This window comes from Flavobacterium sp. TN-1, assembly GCF_052828645.1.
Genome location: NZ_CM128253.1, coordinates 1,591,953 through 1,610,629, shown reverse-complemented (window position 1 = coordinate 1,610,629; position 18,677 = coordinate 1,591,953). Strand labels below are relative to the sequence as shown.

Below are 18,677 nucleotides of genomic sequence, written 5' to 3'. Positions count from 1 at the left end.
TTTACTTAACAATTTGAACCCATTGTCCTTTGGTACGAGCCATAAAACTGTGGTCGTACATGGCTTCACACTGTGCTCCTGGCAGATAATAGTTTCCTAAATAAGACGCATTAATAAGCATTTTAAATACTCTGGTTTCTCCTGATTTTAGACTAAAATAATAATTGGCTCTATCGTCTCGCATATCAATATAATCTGCCGTATTTTCTGTTGCATTACCGAAATCAGTATAACGAGTATTCACAATTTCAAACCCTGAAGGTACTATTTGTGTTAATGCTATATTAGGAACCATTTCATTCTTTTGATTTTTTAATATTATTTCAGCTATTAATTCTGTTCCTTGAGCTATTTTAGAAATCGTAACTATTTTTCCTTTTTTATCTTTAAACACTACTGAAGCAGAAACATTGTTAGAAGTAGGTTGTTCTTTTCCTACTGGTAAAATTCCGCTATTAATAATTCTAACAAACAAAGTATTGTTTTTATTGTTTTTAATATCTAGCATTCCACGAACAAGAGTCCTTTGTATAATGGCTTTTGAAGTATTTATAGATACTGATTTACCTCCATTTGTCAACTCAATGCTAATTCCTTTTCCACCGTTATACTTAGCAAATTTTGCCATTGCATACAATGAGTAAGCTGTAGTTTGTGTACTCATCCATTGATCTGATGATAAATTTTTAGCTAATTTGACTGCCATTGTAAAAGCTTTTTGCTTTTGTCCTAACAATACTAAACTTTCTAAAGTCATCGCCCTATTTCTGTCCTCTGAACCATAGCTATAATAATATTGACTTGCAGTATCATTAATATTTGATTTTAACAATAAGGCATTTGCGGCACTGCTTTGTTCTACTAGAGCGTAAGTTGCTGCCAAACGAAGTTTTGTTTCATTTGTAATTCCTTTTGTTTCTCTTAAACGGTTCATTGATGCTAAATCTGGAACTCCTGCTAAAGCTAAAGTATACAAACGGTATGCTTGATTTAAATCCGTGTTATAATCTAATTCCATTCGCCAATTTTTAGCTATTTTTTGTTGATAGCCAATCCATTTAGATTTAAAATTTAATGGTAAATGGTATCCTTTTTTCTCAGCTTCTAACATAAAATGACCCGCATAACTCGTTCCCCAATCATCTGGAGTGGTATTTCCTTGCCAATAAGCCATTCCTCCTGTTGATAATTGAAAACTAGTTAATCGTTCGATCCCTGCTGTAACATTACGTTGTATTTGACTCTTTTTATCGGAATCTACATCTATTACATCGGTTAAATATAATTGTGGAAATACAGAAGAAGTGGTTTGTTCTACACAACCATGAGGATATTGAATAAGATAATCTAAACGCCTTCCAAAATCAATAGTAGGAATTGATGCTATTTCTACCATTGCATGATTGCTGCCTGTAACACCAAAGGCTTTCCATGTCATTGTTTTTTTAGCATTTCCGGCTAATAAAGCATCCGTTGTAAGAGTTGTAACTGGATTAGGATTTATTACATCTATTTCTACTTCATATATTGATTTTTCGTTCCCTGAGGTTGCTATTACTTGAAGTTTTCCTATACCAGTTGTATTGCCTACACTTACGTCAAAATAAGCCATTTTTTCATCTGGATTTGCAAAATATATTTTTTGTATAGCTGGGCTGATTAACTTAACTGCATTGTTTGTTTTTACTTGAACTGTTACATTTTTTATATGGTTTTCAGTAGCAAAGAGCGTAACTGGCAAGGTTACTTTTTCAGAAGGTGAAATTTTTCTAGGCAAGGAAGCTAATACCATTAATGGGCTTTTTACCGCGGTACTTTTTTCTGCCATACCATACGCTCCTTTTTCAGCGTTAGCCGCTACTACCATTGTTTTGACTGAACCAATATATTTTGGTAATTTAATTGTATGCGTTTTAGTGCCTCCATCTAATTTAAATGGACCAAAGTACATGACTACAGGTTTAAAACGATTTGCTTTTTTAGCATTAGCCCCTCCTCTTTCGGCATCACCTCCTATACTAAAAATTTGATTTACTCGTCCTCCATACGCCCCAATTACATTATCATAAATATCCCAAGTACGAACACCTAATGCCTCACGAGCATAAAAACTATCCCAAGCGTTCGGGGTTTTAAATCGGGTTAAATCTAATAGTCCTTCATCAACAACTGCAATTGTATAGGTCATTGGCTTACCGTTTTCTTCACTTACTTTTACATCTACTGTTTTTTCAGGTCGCACTACATCGGGCATTTCTATTTTAGGTTTTAGAATGGTTTCTTTATCTATTACACTAATCGGAACAAGACCATACATACGAATAGGGGCATCATTTTTGGTAGATGCGTGCGGACGTAACATAGTAATATTAATATATACATTAGGAGCCATATCTGGCGTAATATCTAAATCTACTTGCGTTTCTCCGTCTGATGTTTTTTCCCAAAAAGTTTTTATTACTCTTGATCCATTTTCAACAGAAATCAAAGCACGTCCCCCTTCACTTGATGGGAAAAATATTTTGGCTATTTCGCCTACGTGGTATTCTTTTTTGTCCGTAGAAAAACGCAACATAGCAGCCTCTTTTCCATCTGTATTTTTAGAACGTTCAGACCAATAAGGGTAATCTAAAAATACGGTATTTCCTGTTGCATGACCATCATTTGGATCAATAGCTCTGATCAAATAACGTCCCCAATCATTTTCGGGAACAGAGAATGCTATTTCTCCACGTCCTGATGAATTGGTATTAATTACATACGTTTTGTAAGCGGTTGTTGAGGTACTGGTACTGTAATTTGATAAATTATCGGAAGACTCGTCCCACCACCATCTAGAATCTATTTTATAAATCCTTACTTGTAATCCTTTAACAGGTTTGGGTTGTCCATTTTCGTTAAGTGTTACAAACTCATAACGATTATTTTTTCCTGTTTCTAACAATCCGTATTTGTTAGGCTCTGGTGTTTTAATTCCTACATAAGTTGGGTATGGCGAATATTTTACCATACTTACATCAGTGCTTACATCGCCTCCATTTTCATACACTTTGGTAATAAACGCAGCATTCAACATTCCAGGTGCTTGTCCATGTAAAGTTGGATCTATAGAAAAACGGGTTAAACCTTGTTGGTTAATTTTTCCTGAGTATACATTTATTTCTTCTGTTGAAAAAGATCTTGTAGGATCATCAAATACAAATTTATCATATCCTTTAAAAGAGGTAACTTGTTGTGTAAACTTTGCTTGTACTTCTGTTTTTAGATCTTTAGCAACAGCTCCGTGCATCCAAGTAACTTTAACGGTATTGTTGTTATTTTTTGAAGCAGAAAGTATATCTTTGTTAAAACTGTTTTTAATTTTTAGTCTATTAGGCTTGATCGTTTCAATTTTTATACTCTTATAAAAATTAGCTCCTCCTACACTTATCATTGCTTCCCAATTACCTGTTGGAGCTGAAGTATTCGTTACTAAATCAAAACGATAATGATTTGCTTCATTTGTTTTATGAATATACTGGTAAATGGTTTTCCCCATTGGATCATTCAATCTAAATTTGATAGGATGATTTACAGGAATTTTATTAGCATTATCATTTAGAATAAATGATAAATGAATCGAATCACCAGGACGCCAAACACCTCTTTCTCCATAAATATATCCTTTTAATCCTTTTTGTAGAGATTCTCCTGCTACATCAAAATTACTCAATGATAAAGACAGTTCATCATCTAATTTAACATAAGTTGTGTTTTTACCTTGTTTTACTATAGCAAAATAAGCAAATTTCTTTAAGTCAAATTTAGCGATTCCATCACCATCAGTAGTTGAAGTGGCTAATTTTTGTTGTTGATAAGTGTATAAATCTACTGTTGCACCACTTACGGGGTCTGTTGATACAATATCACTTACTGCAATCGTTATACTTTTATTATTCCCCCTCTTAGCTATAATTCCTAAATCAGTAGCTAGAACATTTGTTGATACCTTTGTGTTGTTATAATAATAATCCGTACACGGATCTTGACTTTGTAACCATTCGTAGTCTTCCTCATAATAGTAATCATAATCTTCCCCACTATAGTTTACATCATCTTCTTCTATTTCCTCTTCCTCTACGATTTCTTCATTATCGCCTGAACATTTATATAATGCGTCACTTTTTTTAAATGAAAACTCTACTCTATAAATAGAACCGGGATCTGATTCTATAATTTTTGATAAATCAAGAGCATAAGTATTCCATTTGCTATAATCTAAAAGCTCATTTTGTTTTAATTCAAGGGTTGTTTTGGCAACTGGTTGACTTACTTTTTTAAGGTTTCTATTACCGTTCAACTCATTATCTTGTAAAAATTGTAAAATATTATTTTCATATATTTTATATATTTTCACATTTACTTTTTTCAAATTAGCCGCTTCAAAATTTATTTGTAAATGGTTAGAACTTGGTAAAATAGTTCCGTTTTTAATTAGTCTAACAGCTGGTTTTATAGATTCAAAATCAATTGTTTTTGAGTAATTTTCTTTTAGTTCATCACCATAAATATTTTTAATCCCTTGAAAAATCTCTACTAATTTAGATCCATTTAGTTCCGTTGTTTGAATTTCTTCCGTTTCTTGCTCCGTTTCTTCTTCAACATAAGATTCTTGACTTTCATCTGATACAGAAGCGGTTTCTACTGAATCTAGGACTTCTTCTTCAACAACTGTTGCTGCTGAGTCTACAGCAGTAGCTGTGGTATCCACATCTGCAACTGTTGTTACCTGAACAGGTTCTGCTATGATAACTTCTTCTTTTTCGGGTTTATAGTTATTAAAAAATACTTTCAAAACATTGCCCGTAGTAGCATATTTGACTCCATTTGTATTTTGAATATTTACTAAACCATTAAAATCTTGGTCTTTTTTTAAGGGATCTGAAAAATTAATTAGTAATGACTGATTGTTTTCATCTCCTACCTCAACACTCATTACTTTAAAATCATTTTTTGCAGGTATTGCTAATTTAGATTTCCCTTCGTTTTCTGCATCAATTTCATCACCATCCCATTCAAGTACTATTTCACTGGCTTCATCAAAACGTTTAATTCCTTCTACGCGATACTTAAATTCAGTATTGGTACTTTCCTCTTTATCAAAAGTAATAGCTAAATCATCTCCCTCTTGTGAGCATTCTAACAAATCTTCTACGTCGTCAAAATCAGCCACATCAGCAGTTTTTACTGTACCTACTAAATAGTAGGTTTCTTTATCTGATGATTGCAATTCATCTGTTTTGACAACAAAATCTTGTTTGATTGTTTTTAAAGAAAATTTAAACTCTTCTAATTCTTTTGGAACTGATTTTATTTTCCCAAGGTTTAAAGTCACTTGATATAACGTGTTTTGATCTAATTTATCTTTCGGAACAAAGGCTACTGTATTAGAAGAAAGTGCCACAACTTTTCCACTTACACTAGGGGTTATATCAAATAAATCAGAATCTAACTCTTGATTTACTTTCCAAGTGGGATTATTAAAATCTAATTGAACCCGAATATCCGATTTAACTGAAACAAATCCAGAAGTAAAAGCCGAGATATACCCTTTAAACAATCCAAAATTAGAATCAAAATCAGATGTTTTTTTGGAGCAAGAAAATTGGAATAAAATTGCACAAAACAACGCAAAAAGCCTAGATAATTTCATGTTTTTAAAATTTTGTTTACTTGAATAATTAACGTAAATGTACAGTTTTTAATACATAGAAATATCACATAAAAATTAATTTCGTTAAACAGCTACAAATATCAGTTAAATAGTAGTAATTTTGATGCACTCAAAACAACACATTATTTTTTGATTGAATGAGAACAGATTCATTTGCTTTAAGACACATTGGTCCAAGAGAAGAAGACCTTCAACACATGTTTAAAACAATTGGTGTAGAAAACATTGACCAATTACTATACGAAACGTTTCCAGATGGAATTCGTTTAAAGGAGAACATTACATTAGACGATCCTATGACTGAATATGAGTACTTAGCTCATATCACACAGTTAGGCGGCAAAAACAAAGTTTTTAAATCATATCTTGGAATGGGATATCATCCTGCAATTGTTCCTCCTGTTATCCAAAGAAATATTTTTGAAAACCCAGGATGGTATACAGCTTATACTCCTTATCAAGCTGAAATTGCTCAAGGTCGTTTAGAGGCCTTATTAAATTTCCAAACTACTATCATAGAGTTAACTGGTATGGAAATTGCAAATGCCTCTTTATTAGACGAAGGAACTGCTGCGGCTGAAGCAATGACACTTCTTTTTGATGTTAGAACACGAGATCAAAAGAAAAACAATGTAAACAAATTTTTCGTTTCAGAAGAAATATTACCACAAACGCTATCTATTTTAGAAACCCGTGCAACTCCATTAAACATTGAGTTGGTAATTGGCAACCATGAAACGTTTGATTTTTCGACTGATATTTTTGGAGCTATATTACAATACCCAGGAAAATATGGTCAAGTATATGACTATAGTCAATTTATAACAAATGCTGCTAAAAATGATATTAAAGTAGCGGTAGCTGCTGATATTTTATCTTTAGCAAAATTAACTCCTCCTGGCGAATTAGGAGCAGCAGTTGTAGTAGGAACGACGCAACGTTTTGGAATCCCATTGGGATTTGGAGGTCCTCATGCTGGCTACTTTGCCACTAGAGAAGAATATAAACGCTCGATGCCAGGTCGAATTATTGGCGTTTCTATAGACGCAAACGGAAACCGTGCCTTACGTATGGCATTAGGTACTCGTGAACAACATATTAAACGTGAAAAAGCCACTTCTAATATTTGTACAGCACAAGTATTATTAGCCGTTATGGCTGGTATGTATGCTGTTTATCATGGTCCAAAAGGATTACAGTATATTGCCAATAAAGTACATGCTTCCGCAGTAACTACTTCAAAAGCATTAGCATCTTTAGGAATTAATCAAGTAAATTCTTCTTTCTTTGATACACTTTTAGTAAAAGCAGATAGTCTTAAAATAAAAGAAATTGCCGAAAAGAATGAATTTAACTTCTTTTATCCAAATAATAACTGTGTTGCTATTTCTTTTAATGAAACCACTTCAATTGCAGATATTAATACCATTCTTTCCATCTTTGCCGAAGCAACTGGAAAATCAGCAATTCATGTTTCAGAACTAGCAACAGAAAATCATATTCCTTCTAACTTAATTAGAACCTCTACTTTCTTACAACATGATGTATTTAACAATCATCATTCTGAAAGTCAACTGATGCGTTATATTAAAAAACTAGAGCGCAAAGATTTATCATTAAATCATTCTATGATTTCATTAGGTTCTTGTACTATGAAATTAAATGCTGCCGCTGAAATGCTTCCTCTTTCATTACCAAATTGGAATAACATTCACCCTTTTGCTCCAGCTGATCAAGTGCAAGGTTATCTAACGATGTTGAAAAAACTAGAAGAACAATTAAATACAGTAACTGGCTTTAAAGGTACTTCATTACAACCAAACTCAGGTGCTCAAGGTGAATACGCAGGTTTAATGGCTATTCGTGCTTATCATATTTCACGTAATGAAGGACATCGTAATGTATGTCTTATCCCTTCTTCTGCTCATGGAACAAATCCAGCTTCAGCAGCTATGGCAGGGATGAAAATCATCGTTACTAAAACAACTCCTGAAGGAAATATAGATGTTGACGATTTAAAAGCAAGAGCTATTGAACACAAAGACAATTTATCTTGTTTAATGGTAACTTACCCTTCCACACATGGAGTTTATGAATCTACCATTATTGAAATTACAAACCTAATTCACGAAAATGGTGGTTTAGTTTATATGGACGGTGCTAACATGAATGCACAAGTAGGCTTAACGAATCCAGCTACCATTGGCGCTGATGTTTGTCACTTAAACCTACACAAAACATTTGCTATCCCACATGGTGGCGGTGGACCAGGTGTTGGACCAATTTGTGTAAACGAAAAGCTAGTTAACTTCTTACCTACCAATCCTGTGATAGCAACTGGTGGTAAAGATGCTATTTCTGCTATTTCTGCAGCTCCTTTTGGATCCGCTTTAGTATGCTTAATATCTTATGGCTATATTTCTATGTTAGGAGCTGAAGGTTTAAAAGCTTCTACAGAACACGCTATTCTAAATGCAAACTATATGAAAGCACGTTTAGAAGAACACTACCCAGTTTTATATTCAGGCGAAATGGGACGTGCAGCTCACGAAATGATTCTAGATTGTCGTGAATTCAAACAAAACGGGATTGAAGTAGGTGATATAGCCAAACGCTTGATGGATTATGGCTTCCATGCTCCTACAGTATCTTTCCCAGTAGCCGGAACCTTAATGGTAGAACCTACTGAATCAGAAGATTTAGCTGAATTAGATCGTTTTTGTGATGCTATGATTTCCATCAGAAAAGAAATTGCTGAGGCAACTATTGACAATCCTAACAATCCTTTAAAAAATGCACCGCATACTTTAAGTATGTTAACAGCTGATACTTGGGATTTACCTTATTCAAGAGAAAAAGCAGCATTCCCATTAGAGTATATTACCGAAAACAAATTCTGGCCTACAGTGCGTCGTGTAGATGATGCTTATGGAGACAGAAATTTAGTTTGTTCATGTGCACCTATTGAAGCGTATATAGAAAGCTAATATAAAAACCTTTTTATTATTTCGCATTATAATTTTAAAGAGGGTGTCCGAAAAGTCAAAACTCAACGTCTAGTTTCTCACTTTGACAATAGGAGAAACCAAATTATCAAGGTTATATGATTTTTTGATCGTTCAGTTCAGTCCGTTCGAAACCTCCCTTTGATCGAAATGGCAAGATTACAACCTTTTCGGACAGCCTCTCTTTTTATTATCAAACTAACAAAGACTCTTTAAATAACCTCACCATCCGTAAATACTCATAATTAAACCCAGATTACACATTAGAAATTTATTACAAATAAAAACAACTTTAAACTTAATAAACACTCTCTTTTTTACTCAATCATAACAAATCTATAACCAGGTTGAAAAATTACTGTGTATTTTTGCCTGCTTACCTTTTTTATCTTTATCACAAAGTTTAACACATAATTTACGATTATGCAAAGTTCAACTTTATCATTTTTAACAAGACTATTTTACTATTAAATCTTCTAAAATTCAATAAAAAAAGAAGAGTTATTCTATTATAAATAAAATACTACAACAAAAGAATCTATCGTTTTAAAAGGTACAAGAAATAATACCATTTAAACTTAAAATATACTGGATTAAAAAGTAAAATTCTCGATATGTTTTTTCCATTTTAAAACAACTCGAACAAACGATTGAGTATCTAATTGAAAACCATCGTTAGTTCGATCGCTAAGCGCATTGAGAACCAATACTAATTTTTATTGCTTTTGTAGGATAGTGCCTAAATCAACATGTAGTTTATCACTCTGACGTAAGGAGGAGTATCATAATCTACATTATGTAATTTCTCCCTTTGGTAGAAATAACAAGATTGCGAACTTTTTGGACAGTCTCAAGGTTAAAAAAATAGCATTATGAGGAAATTTCAAAGTTTAAATGGTATAAGTCAAAAATCAACAATGATATAAAAAACAACTTTTTAAAACAATATTCTCCTCATTCTATACCTACTTTTACAACAAATTAGCATTATTACTTTTATCTATTTCTTAATTTTCTTTTTATTTTACTAAACATTCTCTAATCATTATCACAAATCAGCTCAGTAAAAAAAATTATATTAGTTTTAAATTAGTTTTTTTTAGATATTCCACAAAAAAAACTTTAAATTCAATTTATAGCTAATCCAAAGATTTGTTTAACTAAATTAGTAGTTTTCAAAACCCAATACAAAATGAGTATTAAGATAACTGGTTCAGGAAGCTATATCCCTACTGAAATTATAAGCAATTTAGATTTTGCCAAGCATGTTTTTTTAAATGACGATGGTACACCTTTTCCTCTACCCAATGAGACTATTACAGAAAAATTTCACGATATTACTGGAATTGAAGAACGTAGATACGTTACAAATGATTTATTAACTTCCGACATTGGCACCATAGCGGCTAGACAAGCAATAGAAGATGCAGCTATAGATCCAGAAACACTAGATTATATTATTTTTGCGCATAATTTTGGAAACGTAAAACATGCAGCTATACAAACGGACATTTTACCAAGTTTAGCAACTCGTGTAAAACATAATTTACGCATTAAAAATCCTAAATGTGTGGCTTACGATATGCTTTTTGGCTGTCCTGGCTGGATAGAAGGTGTCATTCAAGCAAAAGCTTTTATTCAGGCTGGAATGGCAAAAAAATGTTTGGTAATTGGAGCCGAAACCTTATCACGAGTTGTTGATTTACATGATCGTGACAGCATGATTTATTCTGATGGTGCTGGCGCTACCATTATTGAATCATCAAAAGATAAAGGCGGCATTCTAGCACATGAATCAGCAAGCTTTACTTACGATCAAGCATATTATTTATTTTTTGGAAATTCTTTTAATAAAGACCACGATCCTAATGTTCGTTACATTAAAATGTACGGGCGAAAAATTTATGAATTTGCCTTAAACAATGTTCCAAAAGCCATGAAGGAATGTTTAGACAAAAGCGGTATAAATATTAACGAAGTAAAAAAAGTGTTAATTCATCAAGCTAATGAAAAAATGGATGAAGCTATCATTCATCGCTTTTATAAATTATACAAACAAACTCCCCCAGCAGACATTATGCCTATGAGCATTCACAAATTAGGCAATTCTAGTGTAGCAACTGTTCCTACATTATTCGACTTAATTATTAAAGGAAAAATCAAAAATCAACAAATTAATAAAGGAGACGTAATCATTTTTGCATCGGTAGGTGCTGGAATGAACATTAATGCCTTTATATATAGGTATTAGACATATTTAAAAAGAGTCCCTCATTTCTAATTATAAAATACTCGTTTTTTAATAAAAACAACACACTATTGCAAATATTACTATTTCAAAAGAATCAGTTGAAATTTTAAATCTAAATTTAAGAGAAGAACAAATCATTTAAAAAATAGACGAACCACTTTTATAAAGCAAATAAAAAAGCCTCTCAAAAAATGAATCTTTAAGACGAATTTTATTTTTTGACCTAGGTATGTTAAAAGTTAAAACGGTCAAAATTTTAAGATTAAGCTATAACGCAGTATCCCAAATACTAAACGACAAACAGGAAAAACATTATATAAACACTGATCATGTTCAAAAAGTAAAAGAGTACTGTAGAGAAGCTGCAAATAAGATGTAATTTTTAAATACTAATTATATATTTTATCTATTATTTTTAAAAACACTTTTGTTTTTTTTTAAAATACATAAAATTAAATTATCAGCATAAGTTCAAAAAAAAAGCCTTGAAAAACAAGGCTTTTCGTGGAGTCGCCGAGAATCGAACTCGGGTCCAAACAAGCAATCAAAGAGCTTTCTACATGTTTAGTTTTCACTTAAATTTTCGACTAAAAGCAAGGTTGAAAACGACCACTCTTAGCTTAGCTTTATTCGTGTCAAAAAGGGTTTAAAGCTTTACCTTTTCTAGGTTTATTTTTACGGTTCTTCTTTTCCAACCGCCACAAACCAAGGCTTTTGAGAAGAATCTAGCTTTCCTACCTTGTAGGAACTAGGCAAATCGTACTATAATTCGGATTAAGCAGCTAAAGCGTAATTATTTTCGCCGTGTAATGTTCGTATAGCAGATATTTACGAGCCTACCATACTTGGCTCGACATGCTTACTAATCAATTCCACTCGCTGTCAAAACCAGTCGACCCCAATTAGTCCTGCAAAGGTAAAAACATTTTAGAAAATACAAAGTTGATTTTAAAATAAATTATTCTATTAACTCATCTCCTTTTTTGTGTATATGGAAAGGATAATCACCAAATAGTCCCGTTGCCAACTTCATATAATAAGCCTTACGTGTATACTTATTAGACAAAGCAATCAAGGTTACTTTTTCTTTTTTTAATGTGATATAAGCAGAAGTGTTTCCATGCCACCATCCATTATGATAAAACATTTGTTTACCATCTTTCCATTCTAAGAGTCTAATTCCTAGTCCATAATTTCTAATTCCTCTGGCTTCATAACTATATCCTTTATAGACCTCTGCCAGTAGTTTTTTGTTTAAAAAATCAGAGTTATATGTTGCTATATCAAACTTTAATAAATCACGAGGTGTTGAGTATATATTTTTATCACCATAAATATCATCTAAATGGTTTAAAGGGTATTTTATATAATTCCCTTTATAGGAACAACTAGCTGTGTCAGCATCTTTATTTAAATCAAAAACATAGGTATTTTTCATTCCTAATGGCTCAAAAATCATTTTATTCATAGCTGTGCGATAATCCATTTTAGATACCTTTTCTATAATCAATGCAAGTAATGCGTAATTGGTGTTACAGTAACTAAACCGAGCATTTGGTTTAAACTCCAAACCTATATTTCCGTTCTTAATAACGGATATTAAATCACTGTTATGCAATGTTTTTCCTCTTTCCCAGACCCCTTTATCTTCTATGAAGTAACTATAATTTCTCAAACCACTTCTGTGGTTTAACAGCATTCGAACTGTTATATCTTCGTATGGAAAACCATCTAAAATAGTATTTACTTTTTCATCGAGTTTTAACATATTAGAATCAATCAATAATAATACTGCTGTAGCTGTTAAAACTTTACTTACTGATGCTATATGAAGAGGGGTATCAACGGTTATGGGAAGTTTTTTTTCAAAATTACTCATACCACTATATTTTTCATATAAAATTTTTCCGTTTTTAGCTACTAATATACCTCCTGAAAAATCATTACTAAAAAATTCTTTATTGTACAGATAGTCCATACTATCTTGTACCATTTTAATTTCTTTTGAACCAACAATAGAAAAAACCCCTTGATAAGGCTTCATAGTATAAATTTTTCCTATTTTATATTCATCTTTGATTTTTGTTTTCTTTTTTTTATCAGTACAAGCAAAGAAAAAAAACGAAATCACTATACCACATATCAAAACTCTAACTAATCTCATAACTTTTTTTTAAAAACAACTCCCTTTTTAAAATTCATCGCTCATCTTAATTCTCTTCTATTAATCTTCTTCAAAGTGGGCGGCAAATATAACGAAACCTCTATACTTTTCATACAAACAACTCTTTTTTAAAATTGTATAATATCTTTTAAATGTTATATTTGCAACAAACTTAAACTCTTAAGTTATAAATCCATACTTTTAAACTACTAAAACAGATGAAATTTGGTATTATTAAAGAGAGAAAAAACCCACCTGATAGACGCGTTGTTTTTTCACCAGAAGAATTACTGAAAGTAAAAGAAATTTTTCCAGAAGCTAATTTTGAAGTTGAAACTTCTAATATTCGAATCTTCAAAGATGAGGAGTATAGTAATTTAGGCATTTCAGTAGATACAGACTTAACTGATTGTGATATTCTAATAGGAGTAAAAGAAGTACCTGTTGATGCCCTAATTCCTAACAAGACTTACTTCTTTTTTTCGCACACTATAAAGAAACAACCTTATAACCGTAAATTATTAGCAGCTTGTTTAGAAAAAAACATTCGATTAATAGACCATGAGACTATAGTAGACACAAATAACAAACGATTGATAGGCTTTGGACGCTATGCTGGTATAGTGGGAGCTTATAACGGTATTAGAGCATTTGGATTAAAATATGATTTGTATAATATTGCAAAAGCAGAAATACTAAAAGACCAACAGGATCTAATAGATAGACTAAAAAGAATCACACTCCCTCCAATTAAAATAGTACTAACAGGACATGGAAAAGTAGGTCTGGGAGCTAAAGAAATGTTAGATGCTATGAAAATGAAAAAAGTTAGTATCGAAGATTTTTTAAGCAAATCATACGATCGTCCTGTGTATACTCATATAGATTTAGAGGACTACAATATTCGAAAAGACGGAAAACCGTTTGATAAAAAAGACTTTTATACACATCCAGAGGAGTACACTTCTAACTTTGAGCGTTTTACTAAAGTAGCGGATGTTTTTATGGCGGGGCATTTTTACGGGAATAACGCTCCTTATATCCTTACAAAAGAAATGCTAGCCGCATCTGATAACAAAATAAAGGTAGTTGCAGATATATCTTGTGATGTAGAAGGCCCTGTGGCATGTACACTTAGAGCATCAACAATTGCAGAGCCTATTTATGGTTATCTACCAGGTGAACATCGTGAAATTCATTATGAAGATCCAAGAGCCATAGTTGTAATGGCTGTTGACAATCTCCCTTGTGAACTTCCTAAAGATGCAAGCGAAGGATTTGGAAAAACATTCTTAGAACACGTAATCCCTTCATTTTACAACAATGATGCTGATAAAATACTGGAAAGAGCCACTGTATGCCAAGACGGAAAACTTACACCTAAATTTGAATATCTTCAAAATTATGTAGAGGGAAAAGAATAATTTCAAATAAAATAGGCTATCTAGAACAAAATATTATCAGAATAAATATTTTTCAAGATATAAAAACCTAAAGAAGGTGTTCTAAGAGGATGTAATTTTGTCACATCATATTTACAAAGGAACACTGGAACGAAGTAGACAGTTAAGACCCAATCATACAGTAGTTACCCTCTCTCTTTTATGAAAAGAGAAGTGATAAACTAGACGCTAAATCACTACTTCTTAGAACACCTTCTTTTTTATTTTTTAATCTACTACTACTTCTCCTGATTTACGATAAATATATTCTCCATAAATATGTCTTTTGGCAAATCTATTAGGAGAATCTGCATTAATCATTTTAATATAAACATTTTTAGGCACTCCAATATATTCGTAGGTCATTCCATTATGATACGTTACAAATAACACTTGTTTTTCAAGATAAAAATCAACTATAGGAGAATTGACAATCATTTCTTGATACTCTGGAAGATTTTTATCTCTCGTTTCATTAGCAATACTCACTAAAAAATGATACGCGTTGATAATGTCTTTACTCTTTTCTTCCGCCAAAATACGCCCTGCTTCATCATTTGCAAATTTATCGGGATGGACTTCTTTCATCGCATTTCGATAAATTGTTTTCAACTCTTTTAGGGTTACATTTTTATCTACTTCCAACAATTTGCGATACTCTACTACTCTTTTCATATTTTTATAATAAAAAGCCATTCATTTCTAAATGCCTTACTTAGTAAAAAGAACAGGATTCGAACCTGTATCCGCCGAAACAGATATAAACCTAGACTTTATAAAATCAAAACTGATTTTTTTCACAGACTTCTTTATTCCCTTTTTTATCCAAAATGTTTTTAAACTCAAAAAAAACATACAAAGACTCTAATAAAACGATTTTTTACTTTTCTATTAAGATTAAAACCTTCTTTTTTCTTTCTCAAAAAAGTCAATAAGTTTTCAAATAGAACACAATTAGAAACTTTAAATCTAAAAAAGGCAAAGATAGAGAAAAACTTTAACGAGTATTAACATTGAAAATATTTAACGCTTTTATTCAAATACAAAAGGCACATCATAGAAATTTATTAAAAAATAGCGATACCATAAAATAAACTTTCTAGGGTGTTTTTTCCTTAGAGTTTGATTTTATTAAATCAATTTAAATTATTTTTATTACCTGAATTTAAAAACCAAAACCAATGACTCATCAACCTCCTAGGGATTTTTTGATTTCTAAAAAACTACGTTTTATAGAAAATCTTCACATCGTTTTTTGGTTGATAAAAGATATGTGTTGGTGTTTAGAATTTAAAACTTTAGGCATAACAATGGCTATTCCTACTATTTTTATTAGTGTTTATTTTATTTTTAAAAATAAAGCTAATATTTCTGAGTTGTGCCACAATATAGCGGTGTTTCTTTGGATTGTTGCTAATACTTGGTGGATGTCGTCTGAGTTTTTCAAGTTTGACGAAAATGTACTAATATTAGGTTTTAAAGGACGCTCTCTTGCTGCTTTTCCTTTTGGATTAGGTATTTTATTATTATTTGTTTTTTATATTTTCATTTATCCTAAAGAGGGACAGACTAATAAAAATCAATAATTCAGACTTAATTACAAATACTTTCTTTTTTGGGTTGATTGAATTTTCAAACTTGCTCCTCTTTTTAGACTAACCAATTCATACCTTTTAAACTTAAAATATACTGGATTAAAAAGAAAGTTCTCGATCCGTTTTTTTCATTTTAAAACAACTCGAACAAAGGGTTGAGTATATAATTGAAACATAAGTCAATCAAATTTTAAATCATTTAATACAAACATCAAGAACAATAACAAATCATTATAAAACAATACTAAATTACTTTGACAACAGAAGCACCAATGCTTCAGCCGAATCTTTTAATGCAAAAATAAAGGCTTTTAGAAGTAAATTTAGAGGCATAAGAAATATAGAATTCTTTCTTTTTAGACTTGCAAATTTATATACCTAATTTATCAAATCCACAGGTTTTGGACTTGATCCCAAAAAATCCTTGTAGAATAGATAAGTATAAAGCATAAAAAAAGAGAACCAATTATTTTGATTCTCTTCTTAGTAGCGGGAACAGGACTCGAACCTGTGTCCGCCGAGGCGGATATGAACCCAGAATTTACAACTTAGCAACTAGCTCCTTCACAAATTCCCTTCCATTTCCAGCTTTTAGAAATTTCTCTCTTTTTAAAGCCTCAGATTTGTCTGTAAAAAACTCTACACAAACTACTTTCCATGGTCTAAATCTGACTGTATAGCCTTTATTACCCAAATAATTATGAGATTTAAATCGCTCAATCAAATTAGACGTAAAACCAACATAGGTCTTATTATGTTTCTCAGAATATAATATGTACACAACAAATTCATCCATATCAATACAAAAAAGCCATTCATTGCTGAATGGCTTAAATTTAGTAGCGGGAACAGGACTCGAACCTGTGACCTTCGGGTTATGAGCCCGACGAGCTGCCTACTGCTCTATCCCGCGCTGTGCGATTTGTATTTTTAGTTTTTATAAACTTAGTAGCGGGAACAGGACTCGAACCTGTGACCTTCGGGTTATGAGCCCGACGAGCTGCCTACTGCTCTATCCCGCGCTGTGCTATTTGTATTTTCAGTTTTTCAACTTAGTAGCGGGAACAGGACTCGAACCTGTGACCTTCGGGTTATGAGCCCGACGAGCTGCCTACTGCTCTATCCCGCGCTGTTTCGAGTGCAAATATACAACGTTTATTGACATCTACAAGCACTTTTATCTTTTTTAATTTATTTTATTTTTAAAAAACTATAAATCAATCATTTAAACTTAACACATCTGAAATAAACTCGTCTATTTGCTCAAAAGTAACATTAGGCATACAAATAATATGAGATTGCCCTTTTTCCGTTGCTAGTTGCCATTTTGCTCGAACCTCAATAGAAGGAGACGAAAAAACCACTGTAATAGCATTAGGATTACGCCAAGCCTTTACGCCTATTTCATTTAATCTTTTCTCTGTATAAGCTGCCACTTGCAAACTATGTTGTGTACGTAAAGCAAAACCTTCAAGACCTAATTTTTTAATGGCATACCATAAAAACAAAGGACTATGCCCATTCCTAGATCCTGTAATCGTAGCATCTGAAGAACCTATATAGGCAATTTTTTTAGCTATTCTATCACGATTCTCTTTTTTTACTACTACTACTCCTGAAGGCATAGGCGAACCAATAAATTTATGCCCACTTACGGATATACTATCACATCCATCTACAAAATCAAAAGCAGGACGAGGCTCTACGAAAGGAGCAAATCCACCCGCTAGAGCAGCATCAGCATGAACATAATGTTTTTCAATTGCCATATCTGTAACAATTTTCTTGATTGTTGGAATATGATCCTTAGCTTCTGTCATAGTAGTACCTATATTTGCTACTACTACTACAGGACGGTGTCTATTATAACGGATAGCTTCTTTTAAATCATTATAATCTATCTCTCCATTTTCTTGAGAACGTACAATAACATATTCCATATTAAGAAGCGTTACATTTTTTTGAATACTATAATGAGTATCTTCAGAAAAATAAACCATAGCATTAGGATACAATTCCCTAGCAACATACAAACCGTATAAATTACCTTCTGAACCTCCATTTGTCACATAACCCCAAACATTTTCAGGATTGGCTCTAAAAAGTTCTGCAAAAAAATGAACGACTTCTCGTTCCATCTCTCGCGAATCTACTTGGTAGGTTGATTTCACAAATGGATCGCCTAAATTGTTCATTGGAAATTGCAAAAAAGGAAGTAGTTCAGAATAATCAAAATCTTTAGAGACTGGATATCCTAAAAAATATTTTGTACGATCTTCTACTTGTGATAATAATTGTTGTAACTGCTGAGAGATTTCTAAATGGGGATTACTCATTGTGTTTATTTTTTAACAAAAATAATATTATCAGAATATTATATTATAAAAAAACCTATATTTAGAAATTAAATCTACCGAAACATTATTATACAAAAATAATCTCTAAATAACAAATAATTCAACAGGGTAAATCCTAATAAATTTCGACTCTCAAAAATAAGAAACCCA

The 18,677-nt window shown here is 32.0% G+C and carries 10 protein-coding genes, 3 tRNA genes and 1 other RNA gene; 5 read left to right on the top strand and 9 right to left on the bottom strand.

The window, feature by feature from the left end; translation table 11 throughout:
- Position 1: 1 nt before the first annotated feature.
- Positions 2-5,692, bottom strand: a complete 5,691-nt coding sequence (locus ACUXZJ_RS06810) for an alpha-2-macroglobulin family protein (RefSeq protein ID WP_063743716.1) — start codon at positions 5,690-5,692, stop codon at positions 2-4.
- A 158-nt stretch (positions 5,693-5,850) separates the two neighbouring features.
- Between ACUXZJ_RS06810 and gcvP the strand changes: the two genes are divergently transcribed.
- Positions 5,851-8,700 (top strand): aminomethyl-transferring glycine dehydrogenase, encoded by a 2,850-nt coding sequence (gene gcvP / locus ACUXZJ_RS06805; RefSeq protein WP_243826024.1) that lies wholly within the window; start codon positions 5,851-5,853, stop codon positions 8,698-8,700.
- A 1,210-nt stretch (positions 8,701-9,910) separates the two neighbouring features.
- The gene (locus ACUXZJ_RS06800; RefSeq protein WP_060383222.1) at positions 9,911-10,969 is read left to right on the top strand and encodes a 3-oxoacyl-ACP synthase III family protein; all 1,059 of its coding nucleotides are present in this window, start codon (positions 9,911-9,913) and stop codon (positions 10,967-10,969) included.
- Positions 10,970-11,471: 502 nt separating this feature from the next.
- Here ACUXZJ_RS06800 and ssrA read toward each other — a convergent pair.
- Positions 11,472-11,869: a transfer-messenger RNA gene (gene ssrA, locus ACUXZJ_RS06795) on the bottom strand.
- Positions 11,870-11,927: 58 nt separating this feature from the next.
- The gene (locus tag ACUXZJ_RS06790) at positions 11,928-13,133 is read right to left on the bottom strand and encodes a serine hydrolase domain-containing protein (protein ID WP_063743714.1); all 1,206 of its coding nucleotides are present in this window, start codon (positions 13,131-13,133) and stop codon (positions 11,928-11,930) included.
- 218 nt (positions 13,134-13,351) lie between these two features.
- On the opposite strand from ACUXZJ_RS06790, the gene ACUXZJ_RS06785 reads away from it, so the two are divergent.
- Entirely contained in the window at positions 13,352-14,557 is a 1,206-nt protein-coding gene (locus ACUXZJ_RS06785; RefSeq protein ID WP_060383224.1) for an NAD(P)-dependent oxidoreductase, read from the top strand.
- Between the two features lie 246 nt (positions 14,558-14,803).
- On the opposite strand, the gene ACUXZJ_RS06780 is transcribed toward ACUXZJ_RS06785, so the two are convergent.
- Positions 14,804-15,250 carry a KTSC domain-containing protein gene (locus ACUXZJ_RS06780; RefSeq protein WP_060383889.1) on the bottom strand — a complete coding sequence of 149 codons (447 nt, stop codon included), beginning with the start codon at positions 15,248-15,250 and terminating at the stop codon, positions 14,804-14,806.
- Between the two features lie 506 nt (positions 15,251-15,756).
- On the opposite strand from ACUXZJ_RS06780, the gene ACUXZJ_RS06775 reads away from it, so the two are divergent.
- Positions 15,757-16,161 (top strand): hypothetical protein, encoded by a 405-nt coding sequence (locus ACUXZJ_RS06775; protein WP_063743713.1) that lies wholly within the window; start codon positions 15,757-15,759, stop codon positions 16,159-16,161.
- A gap of 196 nt (positions 16,162-16,357) precedes the next feature.
- Complete coding sequence (locus ACUXZJ_RS06770; protein ID WP_081248791.1) at positions 16,358-16,552, top strand: transposase; 195 nt, start codon at positions 16,358-16,360, stop codon at positions 16,550-16,552.
- A gap of 159 nt (positions 16,553-16,711) precedes the next feature.
- Here ACUXZJ_RS06770 and ACUXZJ_RS06765 read toward each other — a convergent pair whose 3' ends face one another.
- The 5 genes from ACUXZJ_RS06765 to ACUXZJ_RS06745 all read right to left on the bottom strand — a co-directional run bounded on the left by ACUXZJ_RS06765 (position 16,712) and on the right by ACUXZJ_RS06745 (position 18,506).
- The gene (locus ACUXZJ_RS06765; RefSeq protein ID WP_088418841.1) at positions 16,712-16,966 is read right to left on the bottom strand and encodes a GIY-YIG nuclease family protein; all 255 of its coding nucleotides are present in this window, start codon (positions 16,964-16,966) and stop codon (positions 16,712-16,714) included.
- Positions 16,967-17,010: 44 nt separating this feature from the next.
- Positions 17,011-17,083 (bottom strand) — tRNA-Met (locus ACUXZJ_RS06760).
- Between the two features lie 36 nt (positions 17,084-17,119).
- Positions 17,120-17,192, bottom strand: a tRNA-Met gene (locus ACUXZJ_RS06755).
- Between the two features lie 34 nt (positions 17,193-17,226).
- Positions 17,227-17,299: transfer RNA gene (locus tag ACUXZJ_RS06750), tRNA-Met, on the bottom strand.
- An 88-nt stretch (positions 17,300-17,387) separates the two neighbouring features.
- The gene (locus ACUXZJ_RS06745; RefSeq protein ID WP_063743700.1) at positions 17,388-18,506 is read right to left on the bottom strand and encodes a histidine decarboxylase; all 1,119 of its coding nucleotides are present in this window, start codon (positions 18,504-18,506) and stop codon (positions 17,388-17,390) included.
- Positions 18,507-18,677 lie beyond the last annotated feature (171 nt).

What these genes read in the sequence shown, in the direction of transcription:
- ACUXZJ_RS06810 (WP_063743716.1), bottom strand. Translation starts at nt 5,692, where the DNA reads ATGAAATTATCTAGGCTTTTTGCGTTGTTTTGTGCAATTTTATTCCAA.
- ACUXZJ_RS06765 (WP_088418841.1), bottom strand. Translation starts at nt 16,966, where the DNA reads ATGGATGAATTTGTTGTGTACATATTATATTCTGAGAAACATAATAAG.
- gcvP (WP_243826024.1), top strand. Translation starts at nt 5,851, where the DNA reads ATGAGAACAGATTCATTTGCTTTAAGACACATTGGTCCAAGAGAAGAA.
- ACUXZJ_RS06790 (WP_063743714.1), bottom strand. Translation starts at nt 13,133, where the DNA reads ATGAGATTAGTTAGAGTTTTGATATGTGGTATAGTGATTTCGTTTTTT.
- ACUXZJ_RS06800 (WP_060383222.1), top strand. Translation starts at nt 9,911, where the DNA reads ATGAGTATTAAGATAACTGGTTCAGGAAGCTATATCCCTACTGAAATT.
- ACUXZJ_RS06785 (WP_060383224.1), top strand. Translation starts at nt 13,352, where the DNA reads ATGAAATTTGGTATTATTAAAGAGAGAAAAAACCCACCTGATAGACGC.
- ACUXZJ_RS06775 (WP_063743713.1), top strand. Translation starts at nt 15,757, where the DNA reads ATGACTCATCAACCTCCTAGGGATTTTTTGATTTCTAAAAAACTACGT.
- ACUXZJ_RS06780 (WP_060383889.1), bottom strand. Translation starts at nt 15,250, where the DNA reads ATGAAAAGAGTAGTAGAGTATCGCAAATTGTTGGAAGTAGATAAAAAT.
- ACUXZJ_RS06745 (WP_063743700.1), bottom strand. Translation starts at nt 18,506, where the DNA reads ATGAGTAATCCCCATTTAGAAATCTCTCAGCAGTTACAACAATTATTA.